Consider the following 19,621-nt stretch of genomic DNA (forward strand, 5'->3'; position numbering starts at 1 on the left):
CTATGCTTCTCGAATGTTGCTCGACCCGGGCGAGTCTTGTCAAGAGGTCGACCGCCGGCCCCGGCGGCGCAGCCCGACGGCCCCAGCGAGGGCTGACCGCCCGTGAAGGCGGGGTCGGCGGCCCGGAGCTAATCCGCATTACTCCAGGGACTTCATCTCCGCGAAATCTCTCCGCCCACCCCTTGACACACACCCGGTCCGCCCGCCAGGCTCCTCCCCAACGCCGAGCGCTAATACGCATTAGCCGCACCGGAAGGACCCGTTGTGCCCTCTACACCCCGACGCGTCACGCAGCGTGACATCGCGCGGCTGGCTGGCGTCAGTCAGGCGACCGTGTCGCTGGTGCTCAACAACCGGGCCGACGCCGACGTCCGCATCGCGCCCGAGACCCGCGACCGCGTGCTGCGGACCATCGCCGAGACCGGGTACGCCGCGGATCCCGTGGCCCGCCGCCTCGCCGCGCGGTTCAACCGGATCATCGGCGTCTTCACCTACGAGCCCGCCTTCCCCAGCGGCAGCCGCGACTTCTTCCACCCCTTCCTGCTGGGCATCGAGGAGTACGCGGAACGGGCCGGCTGCGACCTGCTGCTGTTCACCAGCGCCCCCGTGGTCGACGGCCGGCGACGCATCTTCCACCAGGACAACCGGCTCCGCCTGGCCGACGGGTGCATCCTGCTCGGGCAGGAGATCGACGCCGCGGAGCTGCACCGGCTCAACCGCGACGGCTTCCCGTACGTCGCCGTCGGGCGCCGCGACGACGCCGGCGGCCCGGTGCCGTACGTCGGCGCCGACTACGCCGCGGCGGTGGGCGAGTTGGTCGGCCTGGCCCTCGCCCGCGGCCACCGGCGCCTGGCCTACCTGAACACGGAGCTGACCGCGGAGTCCTCGGCGGACCGGCGGCGCGGGTTCGTCGCGGCCGCGACGGCCGCGGAGAGCGCCCGGCACCTGACGACCGTCGGCCGGGACGCCGAGGCGATCCTCGACGACCTGCTGGCCGAGGCGACCACCGTCGCCTTCGTCGAGGACTTCGCCACCGCCGTGGCGCTGGCGCTGGCCACCCGGCGGCGCGGCCTGGGCGTGCCCGGCGACCTGTCGATCCTGACCCTCGGCGACCCGACGGTCCCGGTTCCCACCGACCTCGCGTTCACCGGATTCCGCATCCCCCGCGAGGAGATGGGTCGGCAGTCGGTCGAGGTGCTGGCCAGCGTCATCGACGGCAGCGCCGTCGGCGTCCAGCAGCGGCTCCTGCCCTGCGAACTCGTCGAGGGCGACACCCTCGGCACCCCTGATCGGCGGTCCACCGCAGCTGAGCGGTGACCGTGCAACCCGGAAGGAAGCAAGTGGTACAGATGCGTGCGGACGTCCTCGTCGTCGGGGGCGGGCTGGGCGGGGTGGCGGCGGCGCTCGCCGCGGCCCGGGCCGGCCGGTCGGTCATCCTGACCGAGGAGTTCGACTGGCTCGGCGGACAGCTCACCAGCCAGGCGGTCCCGCCGGACGAGCACTCCTGGATCGAACAGTTCGGGGCCACGGCGAGCTACCGGGCCCTGCGCACCGGGATCCGCGACTACTACCGCCGGCACTACCCGCTCACCGAGCGGTCCCGGGCCTGGACCGACCTCAACCCGGGCGCCGGCTGGGTGAGCCGGGTCTGCCACGAGCCCCGGGTGGCCGTCGCCGTCATCGAGCAGATGCTGGCGCCGTTCCTCGGCTCCGGCCGGCTGACCGTGCTCCAGCCGTACCGGCCGGTCGCCGCCGAGACCGACGGGGACCGGGTGGTCGGGGTGACCGTGGCGCACCGCGACCGGGACGAGCGGATCGACCTCGTCGCGCCGTACATCCTGGACGCGACGGAGACCGGCGAGCTGCTGCCGCTGACCGGCACCGAGTACGTCACCGGCTTCGAGTCGCAGGCCGACACCGGCGAGCCCAGCGCGCCGGCCGAGGCGCAGCCGATGAACATGCAGGCCGTCTCCGTCTGCTTCGCCCTCGACCACGTCGACGGCGACCACACCATCGACCGGCCGGCGAACTACGACTTCTGGCGCGACTACAAGCCGGACTTCTGGGGCGACCGGCTGCTGTCCTGGCGGTCGCCGCACCCGCGCACCCTGGAGATCGTCGAGCGCAGCTTCACGCCCAACCCCGACGACGACCCGCTGGCCGTCAACGCCGACCAGCGGCTCAACCCCGGCGACGGCAACCTCTGGACGTTCCGGCGCATCGCCGCCCGGCGCAACTTCACCGACGGCGCGTACGACAGCGACATCACGCTGGTGAACTGGCCGATGATCGACTACTTCGAGGGCCCGGTCATCGACGTGCCGAACGCGTCGTGGCACCTGAGCAAGGCCCGCGAGCTGTCGTACTCGGTGCTCTACTGGATGCAGACCGAGGCGCCGCGGCCCGACGGCGGGACCGGCTTCCCCGGCCTGCGCCTGCGCGGCGACGTGACCGGCAGCCGCGACGGCCTGGCCCAGGCGCCCTACATCCGGGAGTCGCGCCGCATCCGGGCCGAGTACACGGTGGTCGAGCAGGACCTGTCGCTGGCCGTGCGCGGCGAGCACGGCGCGGTCGCCTACCCGGACTCGATCGGCGTCGGGATGTACCGCATCGACCTGCACCCGTCCACCGGCGGCGACAACTACATCGACGTCGGCTCGTGCCCGTTCGAGATCCCGCTGGGCGCGCTCATCCCGCAGCGGGTCGAGAACCTGCTCCCGGCCGGCAAGAACATCGGCACCACCCACATCACCAACGGCAGCTACCGGCTGCACCCGGTCGAGTGGAACGTCGGCGAGGTCGCCGGCCTGCTCGCCGACTTCTGTCTGGCGCGGGGCGAGTCCCCGCGCGCGGTCCGCGGCACCCCCCGCCTGCTGGCCGACTTCCAGGACCGCCTCTCGGCGGCCGGCGTGGAACTGCGCTGGCCCCAGGTCGCGGGCTACTGAACACCCCCGTTGAGGAGAAGATCATGAGATTGGGAAAGGCTGTGCGCGGCGTCGCCGCGACACTGGCCGGCGTCCTCGCGCTGTCCGCCTGCGGCGGCGGTGACGAGGCCGGGGACAAGGGTCCGGCGAGTCTGCGGATGACCGTCTGGTCGGCCAACGAGGCACACCTCAAGCTGTTCAACGAGATCGCCGACGAGTACCGCAAGACCCACCCGGAGATCTCGGCGATCACGTTCGACCCGCTGCCCTTCGAGAACTACACCACCACGCTGACCACCCAGATCGCCGGCGGGAACGCGCCCGACCTGGCCTGGGTGTTCGAGAACTCGGCCCCCGACTTCGTCTCCTCCGGCGCGCTGCTGCCGCTGGACGAGACGCTGAAGAAGGCCGAGGGCTACCAGTACGACGACATCTCCCCGGCCACGCTCAAGCTCTGGCAGGACGGGGGCAAGCTGTACGCGTACCCGTTCTCCACCTCGCCGTTCGGTGTCTTCGTCAACACCGACCTGCTCAAGAAGGCCGGGCAGAAGACCCCGGCCGAGCTGGTCGCGGCCGGGCAGTGGAACTGGGACACCGCGCTGACGGTCGCCGGCGCCACCGCGGGCGCCACCGGCAAGGCCGGCCTGGTGATCCGCGACTTCGACTACAAGGGCTGGGACAACCTCTCGACCTTCTGGACGGGTTGGGGCGCCCAGGCGTGGAGCGAGGACGGGAAGTCCTGCGGCTTCGCCGCCCCGGAGATGGTCGAGGCGATGACCACCCTGCACAAGGCGATCTTCACCGGCAAGGCGCTGCCCGGCCCGGGCACGACCGCCGACTTCTTCGCCGGCGACGCGGCCATGACGGTCACCCAGATCTCGCGCGCCTCGCTGCTGAAGCCGGGCGGCTTCGGCTGGGACCTGGTCCCGCTGCCGGCCGGGCCGAAGGGCAACTACTCCGTGGTCGGCCAGGCCGGCGTCGGCGTGATGAAGAAGAGCAAGAACGCCGACGCTGCGGCGGACTTCCTCGCCTTCCTGACGAACCCCACCAACTCGGCCAAGCTGGCCCAGTTCTTCCCGCCGCCGCGCCAGTCGCAGCTCACCGCGGAGACGCTGGCCAAGACGAACCCGACGCTGAAGCCCGAGCAGTTGCAGAAGGTCGTCATCGACGGCATCACCAACGGCGTGGTCAAGCCCAGTCACGCCGGGCAGGCGGAACTCAGCCAGCAGGTGCGCGCCGGGCTCGACCCGCTCTGGAAGGCGGACGCGGACGTCAAGGCCGTCCTCGACGGTGTCTGCACCAAGATCCAGCCGCTGCTGGCGAAGTAGGGCAGCCTGACCATGTCCCAGACGGACACGACGGTGGGCGGGGCCGAGGCCCCGCCCACCCGGGACCGGTCGCGGCCGTACTGGACCAGTCGCCGCCGCGACCAGCTCACCGGTTACCTGTTCATCGCTCCCCAACTGCTCGGCAGCGCCGTCTTCGTGATCCTGCCGCTGATCCTGGTGGTCTGGTACAGCCTGCACGAGTGGAACGTGCTGGCCGGCACGTTCGAGTTCGTCGGCACCGAGAACTACGCGAACCTCGCCGAGGACACCAACCTGGGCTCGGTGCTGCGGGCCACCGGCCTCTTCTCGGTCGGGCTGGTGGTGTTCAACCTCGGCCTGGCCCTGCTGCTCGCCGTACTGCTCAACCAGAAGCTGCGCGGGACGATCGTGTTCCGCACCCTGTTCTTCTCCCCCGTGGTGGTCTCGCTGGTCGCCTGGACCATCGTGTGGGGGTTCCTGCTGCAGGACAACGGCGGCGTGAACGGCCTGCTCGACACCGTCGGCGTGGACGGGCCGAACTGGCTGCGCGGTGAGGGCACCGCCATGTTCTCGGTCGTCGTGGTGCAGGTGTTCAAGAACGTCGGCCTGAACATGGTGCTCTTCCTGGCCGCGCTCCAGGGCGTGCCGGGCGAGCTGTACGAGGCCGCCGAGGTGGACGGGGCGAGTCGGCTGCGCCAGTTCTGGCGCATCACCGTGCCGATGATCAGCCCGACCATCCTGCTCACGTCGATCATCACGGTGGTCGGCTCGTTGCAGGTCTTCGCGCAGATCGCGGTGCTGACCCAGGGCGGCCCCGGCACGTCGACCACGGTCCTCGTCTACTACCTCTACCAGCAGGCGTTCCAGTTCCACCACTTCGGCTACGGCGCCACCCTGTCGATCGTCCTGTTCGGCATCGTGCTCGCGCTCACCGTGCTGCAGTGGCAGATGCGTAAGAGGTGGGTCCACCATGAGTCGTGAGCTGTCGCGCCGGACCAAGCTGGTGCTCTACGGGGTGCTGATGGTCCTGGCGGTCCCGTTCGTCTTCCCGACCTGGTGGATGGTCACCTCGTCGCTGAAGCCGGTGGCGGACATCTTCGCCTTCCCGCCGAAGCTGATCCCGGTCGACGCGGAGCTGGACGCGTACCGGCGGGTGTTCGAGTTGCAGCCGTTCGGTCAGCAGTACCTGAACAGCCTCTACATCGCGCTGGTCGTCACCGTCGGCACCCTGGCGGTGGCGGCGCTGGCCGGGTACGCCTTCGCACGGATCCGCTTCCGCGGCCAGAACGTGCTCTTCCTGGTGATCCTCGCCGGCCTGCTCATCCCGAGCGAGGTGACGATCGTGCCGCTGTTCCAGATGTTCTTCAAGCTGGGCCTGGTCGACACCCACTGGCCGCTGATCCTGGTGCCGATCCTGGGGGCGCCGAGCGTGCTGGCGACCTTCATCATGCGGCAGTTCTTCATCAGCCTCCCCGGCGAGCTGGAGGAGGCGGCCCGGGTGGACGGGCTGGGTCGGTTCGCCACCTTCTGGAAGATCGCCCTGCCGCTGTCCCGGCCCGCGCTGGGCGCGGTCGCCATCTTCACCTTCCTGCACAGCTGGAACCTCTACCTGGAACCCATCGTGTTCCTCTCCTCGCCGGACAAGTTCACCCTGCCGCAGGCGCTCACCCAGTTCGTCGACGCCTACGGCGGCCCGATGTGGAACGTCCAGCTCGCCGCGGCGTCGATGACCGCGCTGCCGGTCCTGGTGGTCTTCGTCATCGCGCAGAAGCAGTTCGTCGAGGGCCTGGCGCACACCGGGCTCAAGGGATGACGGTGCCGGCGCCCCTGGTGGGCCTCGACATCGGCGGCACCAAGACGGCGGCGGCGCTGGTCGGAGCCGACGGGACGGTGCTCGGGCGTCGCCTGGCGCCCACCCCCGCCGGGTCGGGGCCGGCGGCCGTGCTGGACACCGCCGCGCGGCTCGCCCGGGAACTGCTCGATCCGGGCGGCGCCGACCCGGTCGGCGTGGGCACCGCCGGCACGGTCGACCCGGCCACCGGCACCATCCGGTACGCCACCGACAGCCTGCCCGGCTGGACCGGCACACCGGTCGCCGACGAGTTGGCCGCGCGGCTGGCCCGACCGGTCCGCGTCACCAACGACGTGAACGCCGCCGCTCTCGGCGAGAGCTGGGTCGGCGCCGGCCGGGACCGGCGGGACCTGCTGCTGGTCGCGGTCGGCACGGGCCTGGGCGGCGCGATGCTCCAGCACGGCCGGATCGCCACCGGGGCCCGGGGCGGCGCCGGCGAGGTGGGGCACCTGCCGGCTCCCGGCGCCGAGCGGCTGCGCTGCGGCTGCGGCCGGTACGGGCACCTGGAGGGCGTCGCCTCGGGCACCGGGCTGTCCGGCGCGTACGCCCTCGAGACCGGCCTGCGGATCACCGGACGGGCCGTGGCCGAGCGGGCGGCGGCCGGCGAACCGGCCGCCCGGGAGGTGGTGGACCGCGCCGCCACGGCCCTCGGCCGGGCGCTCGCGGGGCTGGTCGCCCTGCTCGATCCGCAGGCGGTGGTGGTCGCGGGCGGGGCGGCCGACGCCCTGCTCCCCGGCGCCCACGCCGCCTTCACCGCCGAGCTGCCCGCGGCCTGGGCGGACGTGCCCCTGTTCCCCGCGGCGCTCGGCGCCGACGCGGTCGTCGTGGGCGCCGCGCGGCTGGCGGGCCACCCCGGCCACGGCCGGCAAACGGGCGACGCCGACGCGGGCGACGCCCCCGCCGTGGTCACCGACGAGAGGACGAGAGCGTGAACGTGTTCGACAAGCTGGCCGGCGGCCTCGTGGTCTCCTGCCAGCCGGTGCTCGACGACCCCGACGACCCGATGCGCGACCCGTACGTCCAGGCCCGGGTGGCCGCGGCGGTGGTCCGGGGCGGCGCGGTGGCCGTCCGGGCCAACGGCATCGCCGACATCAGGGCGATCCGCGCCGCCGTCGACGTGCCGATCATCGGGTTGCACAAGCAGGGCGTCGACGGGGTGTTCATCACCCCGACGGCGGCGCACGCGGTCGACGTCGCCGCGGCCGGCGCGCACATCGTCGCCGTGGACGCCACCGACCGTCCCCGCCCGGACGGGCGCAGCTTCGCCGACACGGTCCGGGCGGTCCGGGAGCGGACCGACGCGCTGGTCCTCGCCGACGTCTCCACCGTCGAGGAGGGAGTGGCCGCCGTGCGCGACGGTGCGGACGCCGTCGCGACGACCCTCTCCGGCTACACCCCGGCCAGCCCGCCGACCGACGGACCGGACCTGACGCTGCTGGCCCGGCTCGCCGACGTGCTGGCGGTGCCGGTGATCGCCGAGGGGCGCTACCGCAACGCCGAACAGATCGGGCAGGCGTTCGCGGCCGGCGCCCACTCGGTGGTGATGGGCAACGCGGTCACCTCGCCGCTGTGGATCACCCGTCGCCTGGTGCCGGCCACCCCGTCGGGCAGCCGGCTCACCTGACGCCGCCGGAGCGGGACCGGGTGCGGCCCGGCGCCGCGGCGGTGGTCCCGGGCACGATGTCGCAGGGCAGGCTGCGTTGCAGCGCGTCGGCGCTCAGCGCGGGGCCGACCAGCTGTTCGAAGAGGAGTCGCACCGCACCCGCGCCCATCTGCTCCCGGGGGATCCGGAACCCGGTCCAGTCGATGTCGCCCGGGCTGCCGTCCTCGACGTCACCGAGCTGGGCCAACGACAGGTCGCCGGGGACGGACATCCCCCGCGCCAGCGCCGCCGCCCGGATCTGCGGGGCCAACCCGGACGGCCAGACCACCGCCGCGGTGAGCCCGTTGTCGTCGAGCAGGTCGAGCGCCTCGCCGCCGGTCAGCCCGGTCCCGTCCAGCACGACCGGGCGGCTCCGGGCGGCCCGTACCGCCTGGTGGTAGCCCTGCGCGCGGTCCACCGACGGCTCGTCCCGGCGCAGATCGCCGAGGAATCCGACCCGTTCGTGGCCGAGGGCGAACAGCCGCTCGACCACCTCGCGGGTGGCGGTCACGTAGTCGGCTCCGACGTACGGCACGGTGCCGGCGTCGGACTCGCGGCGGCCGATGAAGGCGAACGGGAAGTCGCGGCTGAGCAGGTCCGCCAGGTCGCGCTTGTCGTCGTGCCGGCCGAGCAGGACGCAGCCGTCGGCGACGCCGAGCCGGCGGGATCCGTCGCCGAGCAGGCGCCGCCCCTGCCGCGACGGGGTGCTGGTGAAGAAGAGCAGGTCGCACCCGAGCTCCTCGGCCTGCGCCTCGACGCCGACGAGGAAGGGGTGGTAGAAGTCCCGGCTGTCGCGCGGGAAGACGGGCTCGTAGGTGAAGACGCCGACGATCCGGGTACGTCCCCCGGCCAGGCGTTGGGCGGCCGGGTTCGCGACGTACCCGGTCATCCGGATGGCGTCGAGCACCCGCTGGCGGGTCTGCTCGCCGACGCGTCGGCGACCCGTGTCGCCCCCGTTGAGGATCAGCGACACGGTCGCCTGGCTGACCCCGGCGAGCCGGGCCACGTCGGCCTGGGTGGCCCGCCCGTTGGTGCCTGGCATCGTCGTCACCTCCGTGTCCCGGCCGCTGGCCGGGGGCCCGCTCCCGTGCCGTCGCCCCGGCTGGTCATGCGCATGACCACACGATCGCACACGGCGACGTCTCGGGAGCGGGCTGCCGTGAATGATCAGCCCGCCGGCCGCCGCAAGTCAATGTTACGGGGAGGTTTCATATTTTGGCGGCCCGGCCCTTGACAGCCCGGGCCTGCGCAAACATTCTGGTTATGCGCATGACCACATAGTCGCCGACCGGTCCCCGCGGGGGCAGGAAAGGCGTACCGATGATCCAGGCTCCACCCCGGCGGGCAGCCGGCCGCCGACCCCCAGCAGGTCGGGTACGGGTCGGCATGCTGGCCGGTTCCCTCCTCCTCCTGGCCGCCACGGCGGTGGCGCCGGCGGTCGCCGCCGCGCCGGCGGCGACCCCCACCCGGCCGGCCGCCTCGACCTCCGTCTACCGCAGCATGCCGACCGACCCCACCGCGGTCGTCCTCGGCAGCGCGCAGTTCCCGGTGCACGGCGACGGCACCGGTGACGACACCGCCTCGGTGCAGGCCGCCATCGACGAGGCCTCCCGCCGAGGCGGTAAAAACTGGCTGGGCAACATCGTCGGCGGGGCACGCAACGTCACCGTCGGGGACGGCGGCGGTGTGGTCTTCGTGCCGGAGGGGCGTTACCGCCTCTCCCGGCAGGTGGACCTGCACGCCTCGGTACGCCTGGTCGGGTTCGGCGCCGAGCGGCCCGAGTTCGTCCTCGGCGAGTCCACCCCCGGCTTCCAGGACGGCAACCAGTCCTTCCTCTTCGCCGCGCTGCGCCGGCCCTTCCAGCCGGACGCGCCCCGCAGCTTCGGCAACAACGACACCTTCGGCACCGGCCTGATCAACCTGGACATCCGGATCGAGCCCGGCAACCCCGCCGCGGTGGCCGTACGCTTCAGCGGCGCGCAGATGTTCGTCCTGCAGGACCTCGACATCCACGTCGGTACGGGATACGCCGGGATCGACCACAACGCAAACCTGATCCAGCGGGTCAACGTGCACGGCGGCACGGTCGGCATGCTGGCCTTCGCCGCCTCGCCGGGCTGGCAGACCACGCTGCTGGACACCACGTTCACCGGCCAGCGTGAGGCGGCCATCAAGCTGCACACGGACAGCAAGCTGAGCCTGATCCGCAACCGCTTCGTCGACTCGCCGGCCGGCATCGTCGCCACCCCCGACCAGACCCAGCGCCTCTACGTGCAGGACTCGGTCTTCGAGAACATCAGCGGATCGGCGATCACCCTCAACGACAGCGAGTCCGTCGCCGGGGGCAACGAACCGGAACTCGTCCGCGCCCAGAACCAGCTCAACGTCGTCGACACCGGGGTCACCGGGACCGGGGCGCTGCTGACCACCGTCCCCAGCGGACGCACCTGGGTCGGCCCCGGCCCGTCGTACCTGGTGCGGGACGCCACGCTCGGGCTCCGGGTCGACGACGCGCTCGGCGACGACGAGCGGCGCACCGACGGCGTCCTGGTCTCCGCGACACCGGCCGCCCCGGCGAGCTTCGCACGGCTGCTGCGCACCGACGCGCCCCTGCCTCCCGCCACCGGCAGCTGGGTCAACGTGGTCGAGTACGCCGCCGCCAGGGGCGTCACGGTCGGCACCGGCACCGGCGACGACCACGCCGTCTTCCAGCAGGCCCTCGCCGAGCACGACACCGTGTACGTGCCGATGGGGCAGTACCTGATCGGCGACACCCTGCGGCTGCGGCCACAGAACAACCTGATCGGCCTGCATCCCCGCCAGACCTGGCTGAAGCTGCCGGACAACGCCGCCGGATTCACCGACCCGGACCAGCCGAAGGCGATGGTCCAGACCCCGCTCGGCGGGACGAACCAGGTGACCGGCCTCGGCCTGGACTCCGCGCAGCAGACCGCGGGCTCGGTGCACGTGCACTGGCGCTCCGGCGCGCAGAGCTACCTCGCCGACATCGCCACCCAGTTCGTCAAGTGGCACCCGGAGCAGACCGCGCCCGGCGACCCCGGCGCCGGCGATCCCGGCTACCAGTACCGGGGCCGGCACAAGTACAGCTTCTGGGTGCAGGGCGGTGGCGGGACCTTCGCCAACATCTGGAGCGTCGCCGGCTGGGCCGACAACGGGTTCCTCGTCGAGGACACCTCGGTGCGCGGCCGGATGTACGAGGTCTCCGTCGAGCACCACGAGCACCGCGAGGTCGTGCTGCGCCGGGTCCGCGACTGGGAACTGCACGCGCTGCAGACCGAGGACCACATCTACGGCTGGCGCTCCCAGGCCGTCGAACTCGACGACGTGCACGACGTCCTGTTCGGCAACACGGTCTTCTTCCGGGTGGCCACCGTGCAGGGCCCGTACCCGTACGCGGTGGGCCTGCGCGACAGCACCGGGATCGTGATCCGCGGCACCCGGGGCTACCGGCCCGACAACGTGGCCAACACCCGGTGGGGCGCGACCATCGCCGACGTGACGACCGGCCGGACCGTACCCGAGATCGAGGTGGCGTACCTCGGGGTCGGGGTGACCGGCGCGACGCCCGGCCCGGCCGGCGCGCACGTCGCGCTGGACGCGCCGGAGATCCGGGTGCTGCCCGGCCGGACCGGCGGCACCGTGCTGCGGGTACGCAACGACGGGCCCGGCCCGGTCACCGCCCTGGCGGTCGACGCCGACGCGCCGGCCGGCTGGCAGGTGCGGGCGCGGCCGGACGCCACGGAACTGCCCGCGGGCGCGACCGCGCCGGTCGCGGTCGCCGTGGCGGTCCCCGCCGACGCGGTGACCGACGGCACCCTCCGGTTGACCGTCTCGTTCACCCGGGGCGGTCACCGGCAGGAGATTCCGCAGACCCTGCGGGTGGGCGTGGCCGGGGAGAACCTCGCCCGGGGCGCCGCCGTGCAGGCGAGCTCGGTGCTCTCCGGCAACGTCGCCGCCCACGCGGTGGACGGCGACCGCACCGGAGCCCGCTGGATCTCCGGCTCGGCCGACCCGGCGCCGACGCTCACCCTGGATCTCGGCCGACCGGCGGACCTCCAGCGGCTCGACCTCTACAGCGGGGTGGCCGGCTCGGAGAGCCTGCGGGTGCGGGCCTTCCGGGTGGAGGCCCTCGTCGACGGGGTCTGGACCGCCATCGGTTCCGCCGCGGCGAACACCGCCAGCCCGGCCCGGGTCGACCTGGTCGGCGCGCCGGCCGGGATCCGGCAGGTCCGTGTCGTGTTCACCGAGCCCAGCCCGACCGACGGGCTGGCCCGGGTCTTCGAGGTGGAGATCCATGGCAGCCGCTGAACCGTGGCGATCCCGTCCGGTGGGCCGACGGGCGATCGGCCGGGGCCTGCTGGCCGTGGCGGCGGGATCGACGCTGCTTCCGGCGCTCCCGGCCACCGCCGGCCGGGCCGACCCGGGCGCCGCTGACGCGGCGGGCACCGAACCGGCCGTCGTCGACCAGGCCGAGGTGGTGGCGGCGGCGTCGGTCGTCCCCGCCGCCGGGGCCCTGTTCGGCGCCTTCGTCAAGCACGATCCGGACCGCGACCCGGGGATCTCCGAGCCGGAGGCGCTGGAGTCGGTGACCCACGAGCGGCTCGGCATCGACCACTCCTTCCAGCACTGGGGGCAGCCGTTCCGCGCCGACCGGCTCACCGACGACATCGCCCGGGGGCGTACCCCGCTGCTCTCCTGGGGAGCCGGCCCGCAGAGCGTGCTGGCCGCGACGGCGCAGGGCGCCAACGACGAACTGGTCCGGCGGCAGGCGGGCTGGCTGCGGGCCCTGCGGCAGCCCGTACTGCTGCGCTTCACCTGGGAGATGGACCTGCCGCAGCGCGGCTACACCCCGGCGACGTTCAAGGAGGCGTGGCGCCGGGTCCGGACGATCTTCCGGGAGGAACGCGCCGACAACGTGGCGTTCGTCTTCTGCCCGACCTGGCTGGCCTTCAGGACGGGGCGGGTCTCGTCCTTCTGGCCCGGTGACTCGATGGTCGACTGGGTCGGCGCCGACGGGTACGCCCGCCCGAGCAACGACCACGCGCCGTTGACCGAGCTGTTCCCCTGGTTCTACGACTTCGGGATCCGGCACGACAAACCGATGATCCTCGCGGAGGTCGGCGTCAACGACACCGCACCGGGGGTGCAGGCCGACTGGCTGCGCCAGGCCCGCACGGACCTACGGACGACGTTCCCGCTGGTACGGGCGATGGTGTACTTCGACTCCAGGGGCAGCGGGGAGACCGACTGGGTCCTGCCGGGCAATCCGCGTACGGAGGCCGCGCTGCGCCAGCTGGTGCACGACCCGTACTTCCTGCCGCGCCCGGGCCTCGGCCGGTAGGACCGGTCCCGTCGGGGGGCGGGCCGGTGCCGACGAACCGTCGACGCCGGCCCGCCCCACGTTCAGGAGACTGATCCGGGGCAGCAGACCGTGAGCGCGCCGGGCACCACCCGCACCTTGAGCCTGGTGGTCTCCCCGCGGGCGCCGCCGTCCAGCTCGTACGTGCGCGGCGCCGCGAGACGGACCTTGATCTTTCGACCCCGGGTGATCCGCACGAACGGCGACTCCTCCGGGCGGCCGGCGGCCATCCGGCCCAGGGTGCGCGCCCAGTCCACCGCGCCGTCGGCGGTGGACACGCCGACCTCCAGGCAGCCGTCGTCGGGCCGGGCGTCGTCGAACGCCGGGATGCCGCCGGTGATCGTGCCGACGTTGCCGAACAGCACGCAGCTCGCGTCGCCGTCGAACCAGTCCGCGCCGTCGACCGTGATCCGGGTCCGGACCAGCTCGCCGCGGACGTGCCGCAGCCCCGTCCACATGTAGGCGAGGCGACCGAGCTTGCCCTTGAGCGTGCGGTCGGCCTCACGGATGAGGTCGCCGTCGAAGCCGGCGCCGGCCATCACGGCGAAGTGCTCGCCGTTGACCCGACCCAGGTCCAGGGCGCGGCGCCGGCCGTGCAGGCCGATCCGGACGGCCTCGGGCAGATCCTCCGGGATGCCCAGGTTGGCGGCGAAGAGGTTGGCGGTGCCGGCGGGCAGGATGGCCATGGCGGTGTCGGAGCCCGCGAGGGCGTCGGCGCAGCGCTGCACCATGCCGTCGCCGCCCCAGACGAAGACCAGCTCGGCGCCCTTGCGCAGCGCCTTGCGGACCTTCTTCGGCGCCTTGCGGCTCTTCGGCACCTCGTACCAGATCAGCTGCCCGACCCCGGCGCCGGCCAGCTCGGCGCGCAGCGCGTCCAGGCCGCCGCCGAGGGTCTTCTTCCGGTGGGCGACGACCGCGACCGTGCCCACCCGGGCCGCGGCCGCCGGTTCGTCGCCCACCGTGCTGCTCGTGCTCATGGCCGCCGGGAATACCCGGCCGGCGAGGTTTCCACGCCCCGCCGGCCGCTCCGGGTGGCCGGCGGGCACGGCCGGGCCTCACCCTCGCGTCGGCCGCCGGCCCCGGGTCGACACGAACTGGTACGACAGCACGGCGAAGCCGGGGTCCCGTACGAGCCTGCGGAACGCCTTCAGCTGGCCGGGCGACACCCCCGCCTCGATCAGCTCCGGCTCCAGCTGCCGGGAGTTCGTCTCGTACAGCGACGCGCCGAGCGAGCCACCGGGCCAGCTCTGCGAGTGGGTGACCGTGTCGACCTCGACCAGTCCCGCCGACGCGAGGTGCCCGTGCACGTCCTGCGCCCAGGCCAGATCCGCGCCGTGGCTCTGCAGGACGCCGAGCATCGCGTCCGTCACGTGGGCGAAGAGCTTCGCCGCGTCGTCGCTCGGCGCGGCCAGTACGCGCAGCGGCGCGGTGCAGTCGAACTCCTCGACGACCAGCCACCCGCCCGGGGCCAGCGCGGCGGCGAGCGCGGTCAGCACGCGCCGCCGCTCCGGCAGGTGCAGCAGCACCAGCCGGGCGTGGATCACGTCGAAGGCGTCGCCGGGCGGCGGCTCGCTGCGCACGTCGTGCCGGCGGACGTCGAGGTTCGCCGCGGGGGCGAGGTGCGCGGTGTCGATGTCGGTCGCCAGCACGCGCCCCGCCGGGCCGACCGCCTCGGCCATGCTGCGGGCGACCGAGCCGCCGCCGGCGCCGATCTCCCAGCACACGGCGCCCGGGGCGAGCACCGGGGCGCCGAGCCGGGCCGCCGTGATCGGATCCAGGAACGACTCCAGCGCCCGCAGCTGGGGCACCGCCTCCGGGGCCGCGTTGTCGAACGTGTACTCGGTGTCACGGATGTCTGTCGGCATCGTCGCTCGTTCCTGTCGAGGATGGTCGGTTCAGGTGTGCGGGATCGGCCCGGAGCCCGGGCACCGGTCGGGGCGCCGGCAGCTCCGCGACCGCGGCGACGCTGAGCATCGCCGCCAGCCGGCCCGGCTCGGCCCGGGCCTCGTCCGCCGGGCGGTCGTAGACCACCCGGCCGTACTCGAGCACCGCGATCCGGTCCGCGATCTCGACGGCGTGCTGGAGCTGCTGCTCGACGAGGAGCACGGCCAGCCCGGTGCCGGCCAGGGTGCCGACGAGGTCGCGCACCCGGGCCGCCAGGCCGGGGGCGAGCCCTTCGCACGGCTCGTCCAGCAGCAGCACCCGGGGCTGGCCGAGCAGGGCCCGGGCGATGGCCAGCATCTGCTGCTCGCCGCCGGAGAGCTGGTCGCCGCGGTGGCGCAGCCGGGCCGCCAGCCGGGGCAGCAGCTCCAGGATCCGCGCGACGGTCCACCCCTCGCCCCCGGGCGTCGCGGCGCGCCACGGCACCGCCGCCAGGGCGAGGTGCTCGGCCACGGTCAACCGGGAGAAGACCCGCCGGCCCTGCGGGACGAGGCCGACCCCGCACCGGGCGATGCGGTGCGGCTGCCGGCCGGCGACCTGCACGCCGCCGACCTCGATCCGCCCCCCGGAGGGCCGCACCAGCCCGGCGACGGTGTGCACGAGGGTGCTCTTGCCGGCGCCGTTGCGACCCACCACCGCCTGCACGGTGCCGGCCGCCACGTCGAGGGTGACCTCGTGCAGCACGGTCCCGCCGGCGTAGCCGGCGCAGAGCCGCTCCGTACGCAGCATCAGGCCACCCCCTCCGCGTAGGCCCGCCGGACCGGACCGGAGGCGCGGATCTCCGCCGGCGTCCCGGTGGCCACCGTCCGGCCGTCCCGCAGCACGGTCACCTGGTCGCAGAGCGCGTACACCAGGTCCAGCCGGTGCTCGACCAGCAGCACCGCGACGGCGCGCGGCAGGGCCCGCAGGAACTCCACCAACCGGCCGACCTCGACGACGGACAGCCCGGCGGCCGGTTCGTCGAGCAGCAGCAGCCGCGGACGGCCGGCCAGGGCCATGGCGATCTCGAGTTGCCGGCGCTGCCCGTGGGCGAGCTGACCGGCGGGAGTCCCGCCGACGTCGCGCAGGCCCAGCCGCTCCAGCCACGCGCCCGCCGTACGCTCGGCGGCGCCCCGCCGCGCGCCCGGCCGCCACCGGCCCGGCCGCACCGCGTGGGGCAGCGCGGCGACCACCACGTTCTCGGTCGCGGTCAGGGTCGACCACACGGCGGGGCGCTGGTGGATCCGGCCGATGCCCCGCCGGGCGCGGGCGGCCGGGCCGAGCCGGGTGACGTCCCGGCCGGCGAGGAGCACGCGGCCGCCGCCCGCCCGGGTCGCCCCGCCGAGCACGTCGAGCAACGTGGTCTTGCCGGCGCCGTTGGGCCCGATCAGGGCGTGCCGCTGGCCGTGGTCGATCCGCAGGTCGACGCCGTCCAGCGCGGCCAGCGACCCGTACCGGACCGTGACGCCCCGGGCGGCGAGCAGCGGCGTCACGTGCGTGCCCCCGTCGGCGCCGGCCGCTGCGGACCGGGCGGGTGCGCCGGCAGCCCGGGCAGCAGCCGCCCCCGCCCGCCCCACGGCCGGTGCCCGTCGCCCGGCAGCAGGTAGACGGTGACGACGAACGCCACCCCCAGCACCAGGGGCGCGTGCCCGGGGAGCACGCCGAAGAGCCAGTCCCGGGCGGCGACGACGAGCGCGGCGCCGACCAGCGCGCCGCCGACCGACGCGGCGCCGCCGACCACCACGCCGAGCAGCAGGAGCGCGGAGGTGTCGAACCCGAAGTCGGCCGGCGAGATGAACTGCTGGGCGACCGCCAGCAGGGAGCCCGCGGCGCCCGCGACCGCCCCCGCGGCCACGTGCACGGCCGCCACGTGCGCCGGCACCCGGTGGCCGCTGGCCCGCAGCCGCGCCTCGTCGTCCCGGCCGGCCCGCAGCAGCAGGCCGACCCGCGTGCGCAGGATCAGCGACACCGCGCCGACCAGCACGGCGACGACCACCAGGGCGTACAGGTAGCGCGCCCGGTCGGTGGCCAGCACCGGCAGCCCCCACAGGGGCCGCACGGGCGGAACCCCGGCGAGGCCGTCGGTGCCGCCGGTCACCGAACGCCACCGCCCGACGACGGTCACCACGAGCTCGCCGATCGCCAGAGTGATCATCAGGACGACCACGCCCCGCGCGGCGACCACGAGCGGAACCGTCGCCGCGGCCAGCGCCGCCCCGGCCGCCGCGGCGACGACCAGGTGCACCACCGCCACGTCGGAGAGTCGGCTGCCGACGACCGCGCTCGCGTACGCGCCCGCCGCGTAGGGCGCGGTCTGCCCGAGGGTGGGCAGCCCCGCGACGCCGGTGAGCAGGGCGACGCTCACCCCCACCAGGCCCAGCGCGAGGGTACGGGCCAGCAGCGCCACGGTGTAGTCGTCGACCGCCCACGGCGCCAGCACCAGGCCGACCAGGACGACGACGGCGACCCCGCGCCGCAGCGCGCGCACCGCCTCGTCCCTCACGACGTCCTCCGGGCCGTGGCCAGCCCCCGCGCCCGCACCGCGAGGACCGCGGCCATGGCGGCGAAGAGCAGGAACGGGGCGGCCGACGGGGCGAGCGCCACCCCGAGGGTCTGGATCTGCCCCACCGCCAGGGCCGCGAGCAGGGTGCCGGTCATCGACCCGAGGCCGCCGAGGACGACGACCACCAGGGAGAGCAGCAGCACCGCGTCGGCGGTGTCCGGCCCGGGGCCGATGATCGGCGCGCCGAGCACGCCCGCGGCGCCGGCCAGCGCCCCGGCGGTGGCGAGCACGCCGACGCGGATCCACGCCGGGTTCACGCCGAGGACGGCCACCATCTCGGCGTCGTCGACGGCCGCGCGGACCAGCATCCCGGCCCGGGTGCGACGCACCGCGACGTGGAGCAGACCGGCGAGCACGGCGGCCACGACGATGAAGACCAGCCGGTACGCCGCGTAGCGGTGCCCGGCCACCACCACCGACCCGTCCAGCGCCGCCGGCACGCGCACGGGCGGGTCGTCCGGCCCGAACGCCCCCGCGAGCAGGCTGCCCCCGGCCAGCGCCACCCCGAAGGTCAGCAGCGCCTGGGTGAGATGGCTGCGCGCGGCGACCCGGGTCAGCAGCCCGGCGACCAGCGCGCCGGCCGCGGTGGCGGCGACGGTCCCGACGGCCAGCGCCAGCACCAGGCTCGCCCAGCCGCCGTCGAGCAGCGCGGCGGCGGTGTACCCGCCGATGGCGTACAGGGTGCCGTGCGCCAGGTTCAGGATGCCGGCGACGCCGAAGCAGAGCACCAGACCCGCCGCGGCGACGAAGACCAGCAGCCCGTAGGCCACCCCGTCCAGGGCCGGGACCAGGTACGGGTCGATCCGGGTGTCGACCGCCACGGCGCTCACCCGCCGACGGTGGCGAGGTCACCCACGACGGTGTTGGACAGCGCGCGGCCGTCCTGGCGCACCTGGCGCAGGTACCACTTCTGCACCGGCGCGTGCGTGGTCGGCGAGAACTGCCAGGTGCCGCGCGGGCTGGCGATCTGGCCGAGCTGGCCGATGGCGGCGTTGATGCTCTCCGGGGTCGGGTCGTCGCCGGCCGCCGCGATGGCCCGGTCCAGCACAGCTGCGGCGTCGTAGGAGGCCATGGCGTACGTGGTCGGGGAGCCGTCGTTCTTCGCCTTCCAGGCGGCCACGAAGGCGCGGTTCTCCGCGTTGTCCAGGTCGGGCGAGTAGTTCAGCACCGAGTAGACGTCCCGGGCGGCCTCGCCCTGGGCGTCGAGCACCCCGCCCTCGGTCAGGAACCCGGCGGCGTAGAGCGGCAGGTCCCTGATCTCCGACTGCGCGTACTGCTTGACGAAGTCGACGGCCGCGCTGCCGGCGTAGAACGTGTAGACGGCGTCCGCGCCGGAGGCCTTGATCCGGGCGAAGTACGGGGTGAAGTTGGTGGTCGTCGGGAACGGGGTGAAGGTGGTCCTGCCGCCGGGGTTGGCCAGCGTGCCGCCGGCCTTGGCGAACGCGTCGGTGAAGCCGCGCAGCTCGTCCCAGCCGCCCTGGTAGTCCGGGCCGATGGCGTAGACGCTGCCGTCGACGTTGTCGCGCACGTGGCGGGCGATCGCCTCCCCCGGCTCGTCGGAGAGGTACGAGGTGTGCCAGATCCTGGACACGTCCTTGAGTTCGGGGCGGCCGTTCGAGCCGACGAACGGCACCTTGGTCTCGTTGAGCAGCGGATAGACCGCGGCCACCGAGCCGCCGCCGACAATCCCGGTGAGCGCGGCCACGCGATCCTGCTTGAGCAGTTTCGTCGCGGCGGGCACCGCGGTCGCGGCGCCGTTGCCCTCGTCGGCGACGACGAGGTCCACCTGCCGGCCGCCGAGCTTGCCGTCGTGGGTGGCCAGGTAGAGCTCGAAGCCGGCGCGGATCTCCTTGCCGACCGCCTGGTACGTGCCGGACAGCGACGCCAGCAGGCCGATCTTGATCGATCCGGCGGCGCCGGCGCCGCGCCCGCCGTCGGCACAGGCGGTCGCGGCGAGCAGGACGAGGGCGAGCAGGGCCGCGGTGCGGGCACGGCTGCGCCGGGGGATGGTCAGAGACATGTCTTCTCCAGGA

Annotated in this window: 17 protein-coding genes; 9 read left to right on the top strand and 8 right to left on the bottom strand. The window is 74.1% G+C overall.

Translation table 11 applies throughout. The features are described from left to right. Positions 1–264: 264 nt before the first annotated feature. The 7 genes from AB0G13_RS17930 to AB0G13_RS17960 are packed head-to-tail and all read left to right on the top strand — an operon-like array spanning position 265 to position 7,707. Positions 265–1,317: a LacI family DNA-binding transcriptional regulator gene (locus AB0G13_RS17930; protein WP_357875448.1), complete on the top strand. Its 1,053-nt coding sequence runs from the start codon at positions 265–267 to the stop codon at positions 1,315–1,317. A 32-nt stretch (positions 1,318–1,349) separates the two neighbouring features. Next, entirely contained in the window at positions 1,350–2,945 is a 1,596-nt protein-coding gene (locus AB0G13_RS17935) for an FAD-dependent oxidoreductase (protein ID WP_357875450.1), read from the top strand. Positions 2,946–2,968: 23 nt separating this feature from the next. Beyond that, positions 2,969–4,252: a sugar ABC transporter substrate-binding protein gene (locus tag AB0G13_RS17940; protein WP_357875452.1), complete on the top strand. Its 1,284-nt coding sequence runs from the start codon at positions 2,969–2,971 to the stop codon at positions 4,250–4,252. Positions 4,253–4,264: 12 nt separating this feature from the next. Then, positions 4,265–5,212: a sugar ABC transporter permease gene (locus AB0G13_RS17945; RefSeq protein WP_357875454.1), complete on the top strand. Its 948-nt coding sequence runs from the start codon at positions 4,265–4,267 to the stop codon at positions 5,210–5,212. Continuing rightward, complete coding sequence (locus AB0G13_RS17950; RefSeq protein ID WP_357875456.1) at positions 5,202–6,044, top strand: carbohydrate ABC transporter permease; 843 nt, start codon at positions 5,202–5,204, stop codon at positions 6,042–6,044. Before AB0G13_RS17945 ends, AB0G13_RS17950 begins: the two co-directional genes overlap by 11 nt. 2 nt (positions 6,045–6,046) lie before the next feature. Beyond that, positions 6,047–7,015: an ROK family protein gene (locus AB0G13_RS17955; protein WP_357875457.1), complete on the top strand. Its 969-nt coding sequence runs from the start codon at positions 6,047–6,049 to the stop codon at positions 7,013–7,015. Then, positions 7,012–7,707: a putative N-acetylmannosamine-6-phosphate 2-epimerase gene (locus tag AB0G13_RS17960; RefSeq protein ID WP_357875459.1), complete on the top strand. Its 696-nt coding sequence runs from the start codon at positions 7,012–7,014 to the stop codon at positions 7,705–7,707. The genes AB0G13_RS17955 and AB0G13_RS17960 overlap by 4 nt, the downstream gene beginning before the upstream one ends. Here the strand turns inward: AB0G13_RS17960 and AB0G13_RS17965 are convergent. Then, positions 7,700–8,767, bottom strand: coding sequence for a LacI family DNA-binding transcriptional regulator (locus tag AB0G13_RS17965; RefSeq protein ID WP_357875461.1), 1,068 nt, complete (start codon positions 8,765–8,767; stop codon positions 7,700–7,702). The two genes, AB0G13_RS17960 and AB0G13_RS17965, sit on opposite strands and share 8 nt — an antisense overlap. Before the next feature lie 344 nt (positions 8,768–9,111). Here AB0G13_RS17965 and AB0G13_RS17970 point away from each other — a divergent pair, with 344 nt between their 5' ends. Continuing rightward, positions 9,112–12,054: a glycosyl hydrolase family 28-related protein gene (locus AB0G13_RS17970; protein ID WP_357875463.1), complete on the top strand. Its 2,943-nt coding sequence runs from the start codon at positions 9,112–9,114 to the stop codon at positions 12,052–12,054. Continuing rightward, positions 12,041–13,087, top strand: a complete 1,047-nt coding sequence (locus AB0G13_RS17975; protein ID WP_357875465.1) for a glycosyl hydrolase — start codon at positions 12,041–12,043, stop codon at positions 13,085–13,087. Before AB0G13_RS17970 ends, AB0G13_RS17975 begins: the two co-directional genes overlap by 14 nt. Positions 13,088–13,149: 62 nt before the next feature. Here the strand turns inward: AB0G13_RS17975 and AB0G13_RS17980 are convergent, their stop codons facing one another. From AB0G13_RS17980 to AB0G13_RS18010, 7 genes are all read right to left on the bottom strand, one after another. After that, entirely contained in the window at positions 13,150–14,082 is a 933-nt protein-coding gene (locus tag AB0G13_RS17980; protein WP_357875467.1) for a diacylglycerol kinase family protein, read from the bottom strand. Between the two features lie 78 nt (positions 14,083–14,160). Next, positions 14,161–14,970, bottom strand: a complete 810-nt coding sequence (locus AB0G13_RS17985) for a methyltransferase domain-containing protein (RefSeq protein WP_357875469.1) — start codon at positions 14,968–14,970, stop codon at positions 14,161–14,163. Then, positions 14,951–15,775, bottom strand: coding sequence for an ABC transporter ATP-binding protein (locus AB0G13_RS17990; protein WP_357875471.1), 825 nt, complete (start codon positions 15,773–15,775; stop codon positions 14,951–14,953). Before AB0G13_RS17990 ends, AB0G13_RS17985 begins: the two co-directional genes overlap by 20 nt. Then, a complete protein-coding gene (locus tag AB0G13_RS17995) occupies positions 15,775–16,518 on the bottom strand; it encodes an ATP-binding cassette domain-containing protein (protein WP_357875473.1) in 744 nt (247 codons plus the stop codon). The genes AB0G13_RS17990 and AB0G13_RS17995 overlap by 1 nt, the downstream gene beginning before the upstream one ends. Then, positions 16,515–17,528: a branched-chain amino acid ABC transporter permease gene (locus AB0G13_RS18000; RefSeq protein ID WP_357875475.1), complete on the bottom strand. Its 1,014-nt coding sequence runs from the start codon at positions 17,526–17,528 to the stop codon at positions 16,515–16,517. Before AB0G13_RS18000 ends, AB0G13_RS17995 begins: the two co-directional genes overlap by 4 nt. Further along, positions 17,525–18,418, bottom strand: a complete 894-nt coding sequence (locus AB0G13_RS18005) for a branched-chain amino acid ABC transporter permease (RefSeq protein ID WP_357875477.1) — start codon at positions 18,416–18,418, stop codon at positions 17,525–17,527. Before AB0G13_RS18005 ends, AB0G13_RS18000 begins: the two co-directional genes overlap by 4 nt. Continuing rightward, positions 18,415–19,608 carry an ABC transporter substrate-binding protein gene (locus AB0G13_RS18010; protein ID WP_357875479.1) on the bottom strand — a complete coding sequence of 398 codons (1,194 nt, stop codon included), beginning with the start codon at positions 19,606–19,608 and terminating at the stop codon, positions 18,415–18,417. Before AB0G13_RS18010 ends, AB0G13_RS18005 begins: the two co-directional genes overlap by 4 nt. Between the last annotated feature and the right edge of the window lie 13 nt (positions 19,609–19,621).

Source organism: Micromonospora sp. NPDC023633 (assembly GCF_040640035.1).
Lineage (GTDB): Bacteria > Actinomycetota > Actinomycetes > Mycobacteriales > Micromonosporaceae > Micromonospora.

Excerpts from the sequence above, each read along its gene's own strand:
- AB0G13_RS17935 (WP_357875450.1), top strand. The coding sequence starts at position 1,350 with ATGCGTGCGGACGTCCTCGTCGTCGGGGGCGGGCTGGGCGGGGTGGCG.
- AB0G13_RS17940 (WP_357875452.1), top strand. The coding sequence starts at position 2,969 with ATGAGATTGGGAAAGGCTGTGCGCGGCGTCGCCGCGACACTGGCCGGC.
- AB0G13_RS17945 (WP_357875454.1), top strand. The coding sequence starts at position 4,265 with ATGTCCCAGACGGACACGACGGTGGGCGGGGCCGAGGCCCCGCCCACC.
- AB0G13_RS17950 (WP_357875456.1), top strand. The coding sequence starts at position 5,202 with ATGAGTCGTGAGCTGTCGCGCCGGACCAAGCTGGTGCTCTACGGGGTG.
- AB0G13_RS17965 (WP_357875461.1), bottom strand. The coding sequence starts at position 8,767 with ATGCCAGGCACCAACGGGCGGGCCACCCAGGCCGACGTGGCCCGGCTC.
- AB0G13_RS17970 (WP_357875463.1), top strand. The coding sequence starts at position 9,112 with ATGCTGGCCGGTTCCCTCCTCCTCCTGGCCGCCACGGCGGTGGCGCCG.
- AB0G13_RS17975 (WP_357875465.1), top strand. The coding sequence starts at position 12,041 with ATGGCAGCCGCTGAACCGTGGCGATCCCGTCCGGTGGGCCGACGGGCG.
- AB0G13_RS17980 (WP_357875467.1), bottom strand. The coding sequence starts at position 14,082 with ATGAGCACGAGCAGCACGGTGGGCGACGAACCGGCGGCCGCGGCCCGG.
- AB0G13_RS17985 (WP_357875469.1), bottom strand. The coding sequence starts at position 14,970 with ATGCCGACAGACATCCGTGACACCGAGTACACGTTCGACAACGCGGCC.
- AB0G13_RS17990 (WP_357875471.1), bottom strand. The coding sequence starts at position 15,775 with ATGCTGCGTACGGAGCGGCTCTGCGCCGGCTACGCCGGCGGGACCGTG.
- AB0G13_RS18010 (WP_357875479.1), bottom strand. The coding sequence starts at position 19,608 with ATGTCTCTGACCATCCCCCGGCGCAGCCGTGCCCGCACCGCGGCCCTG.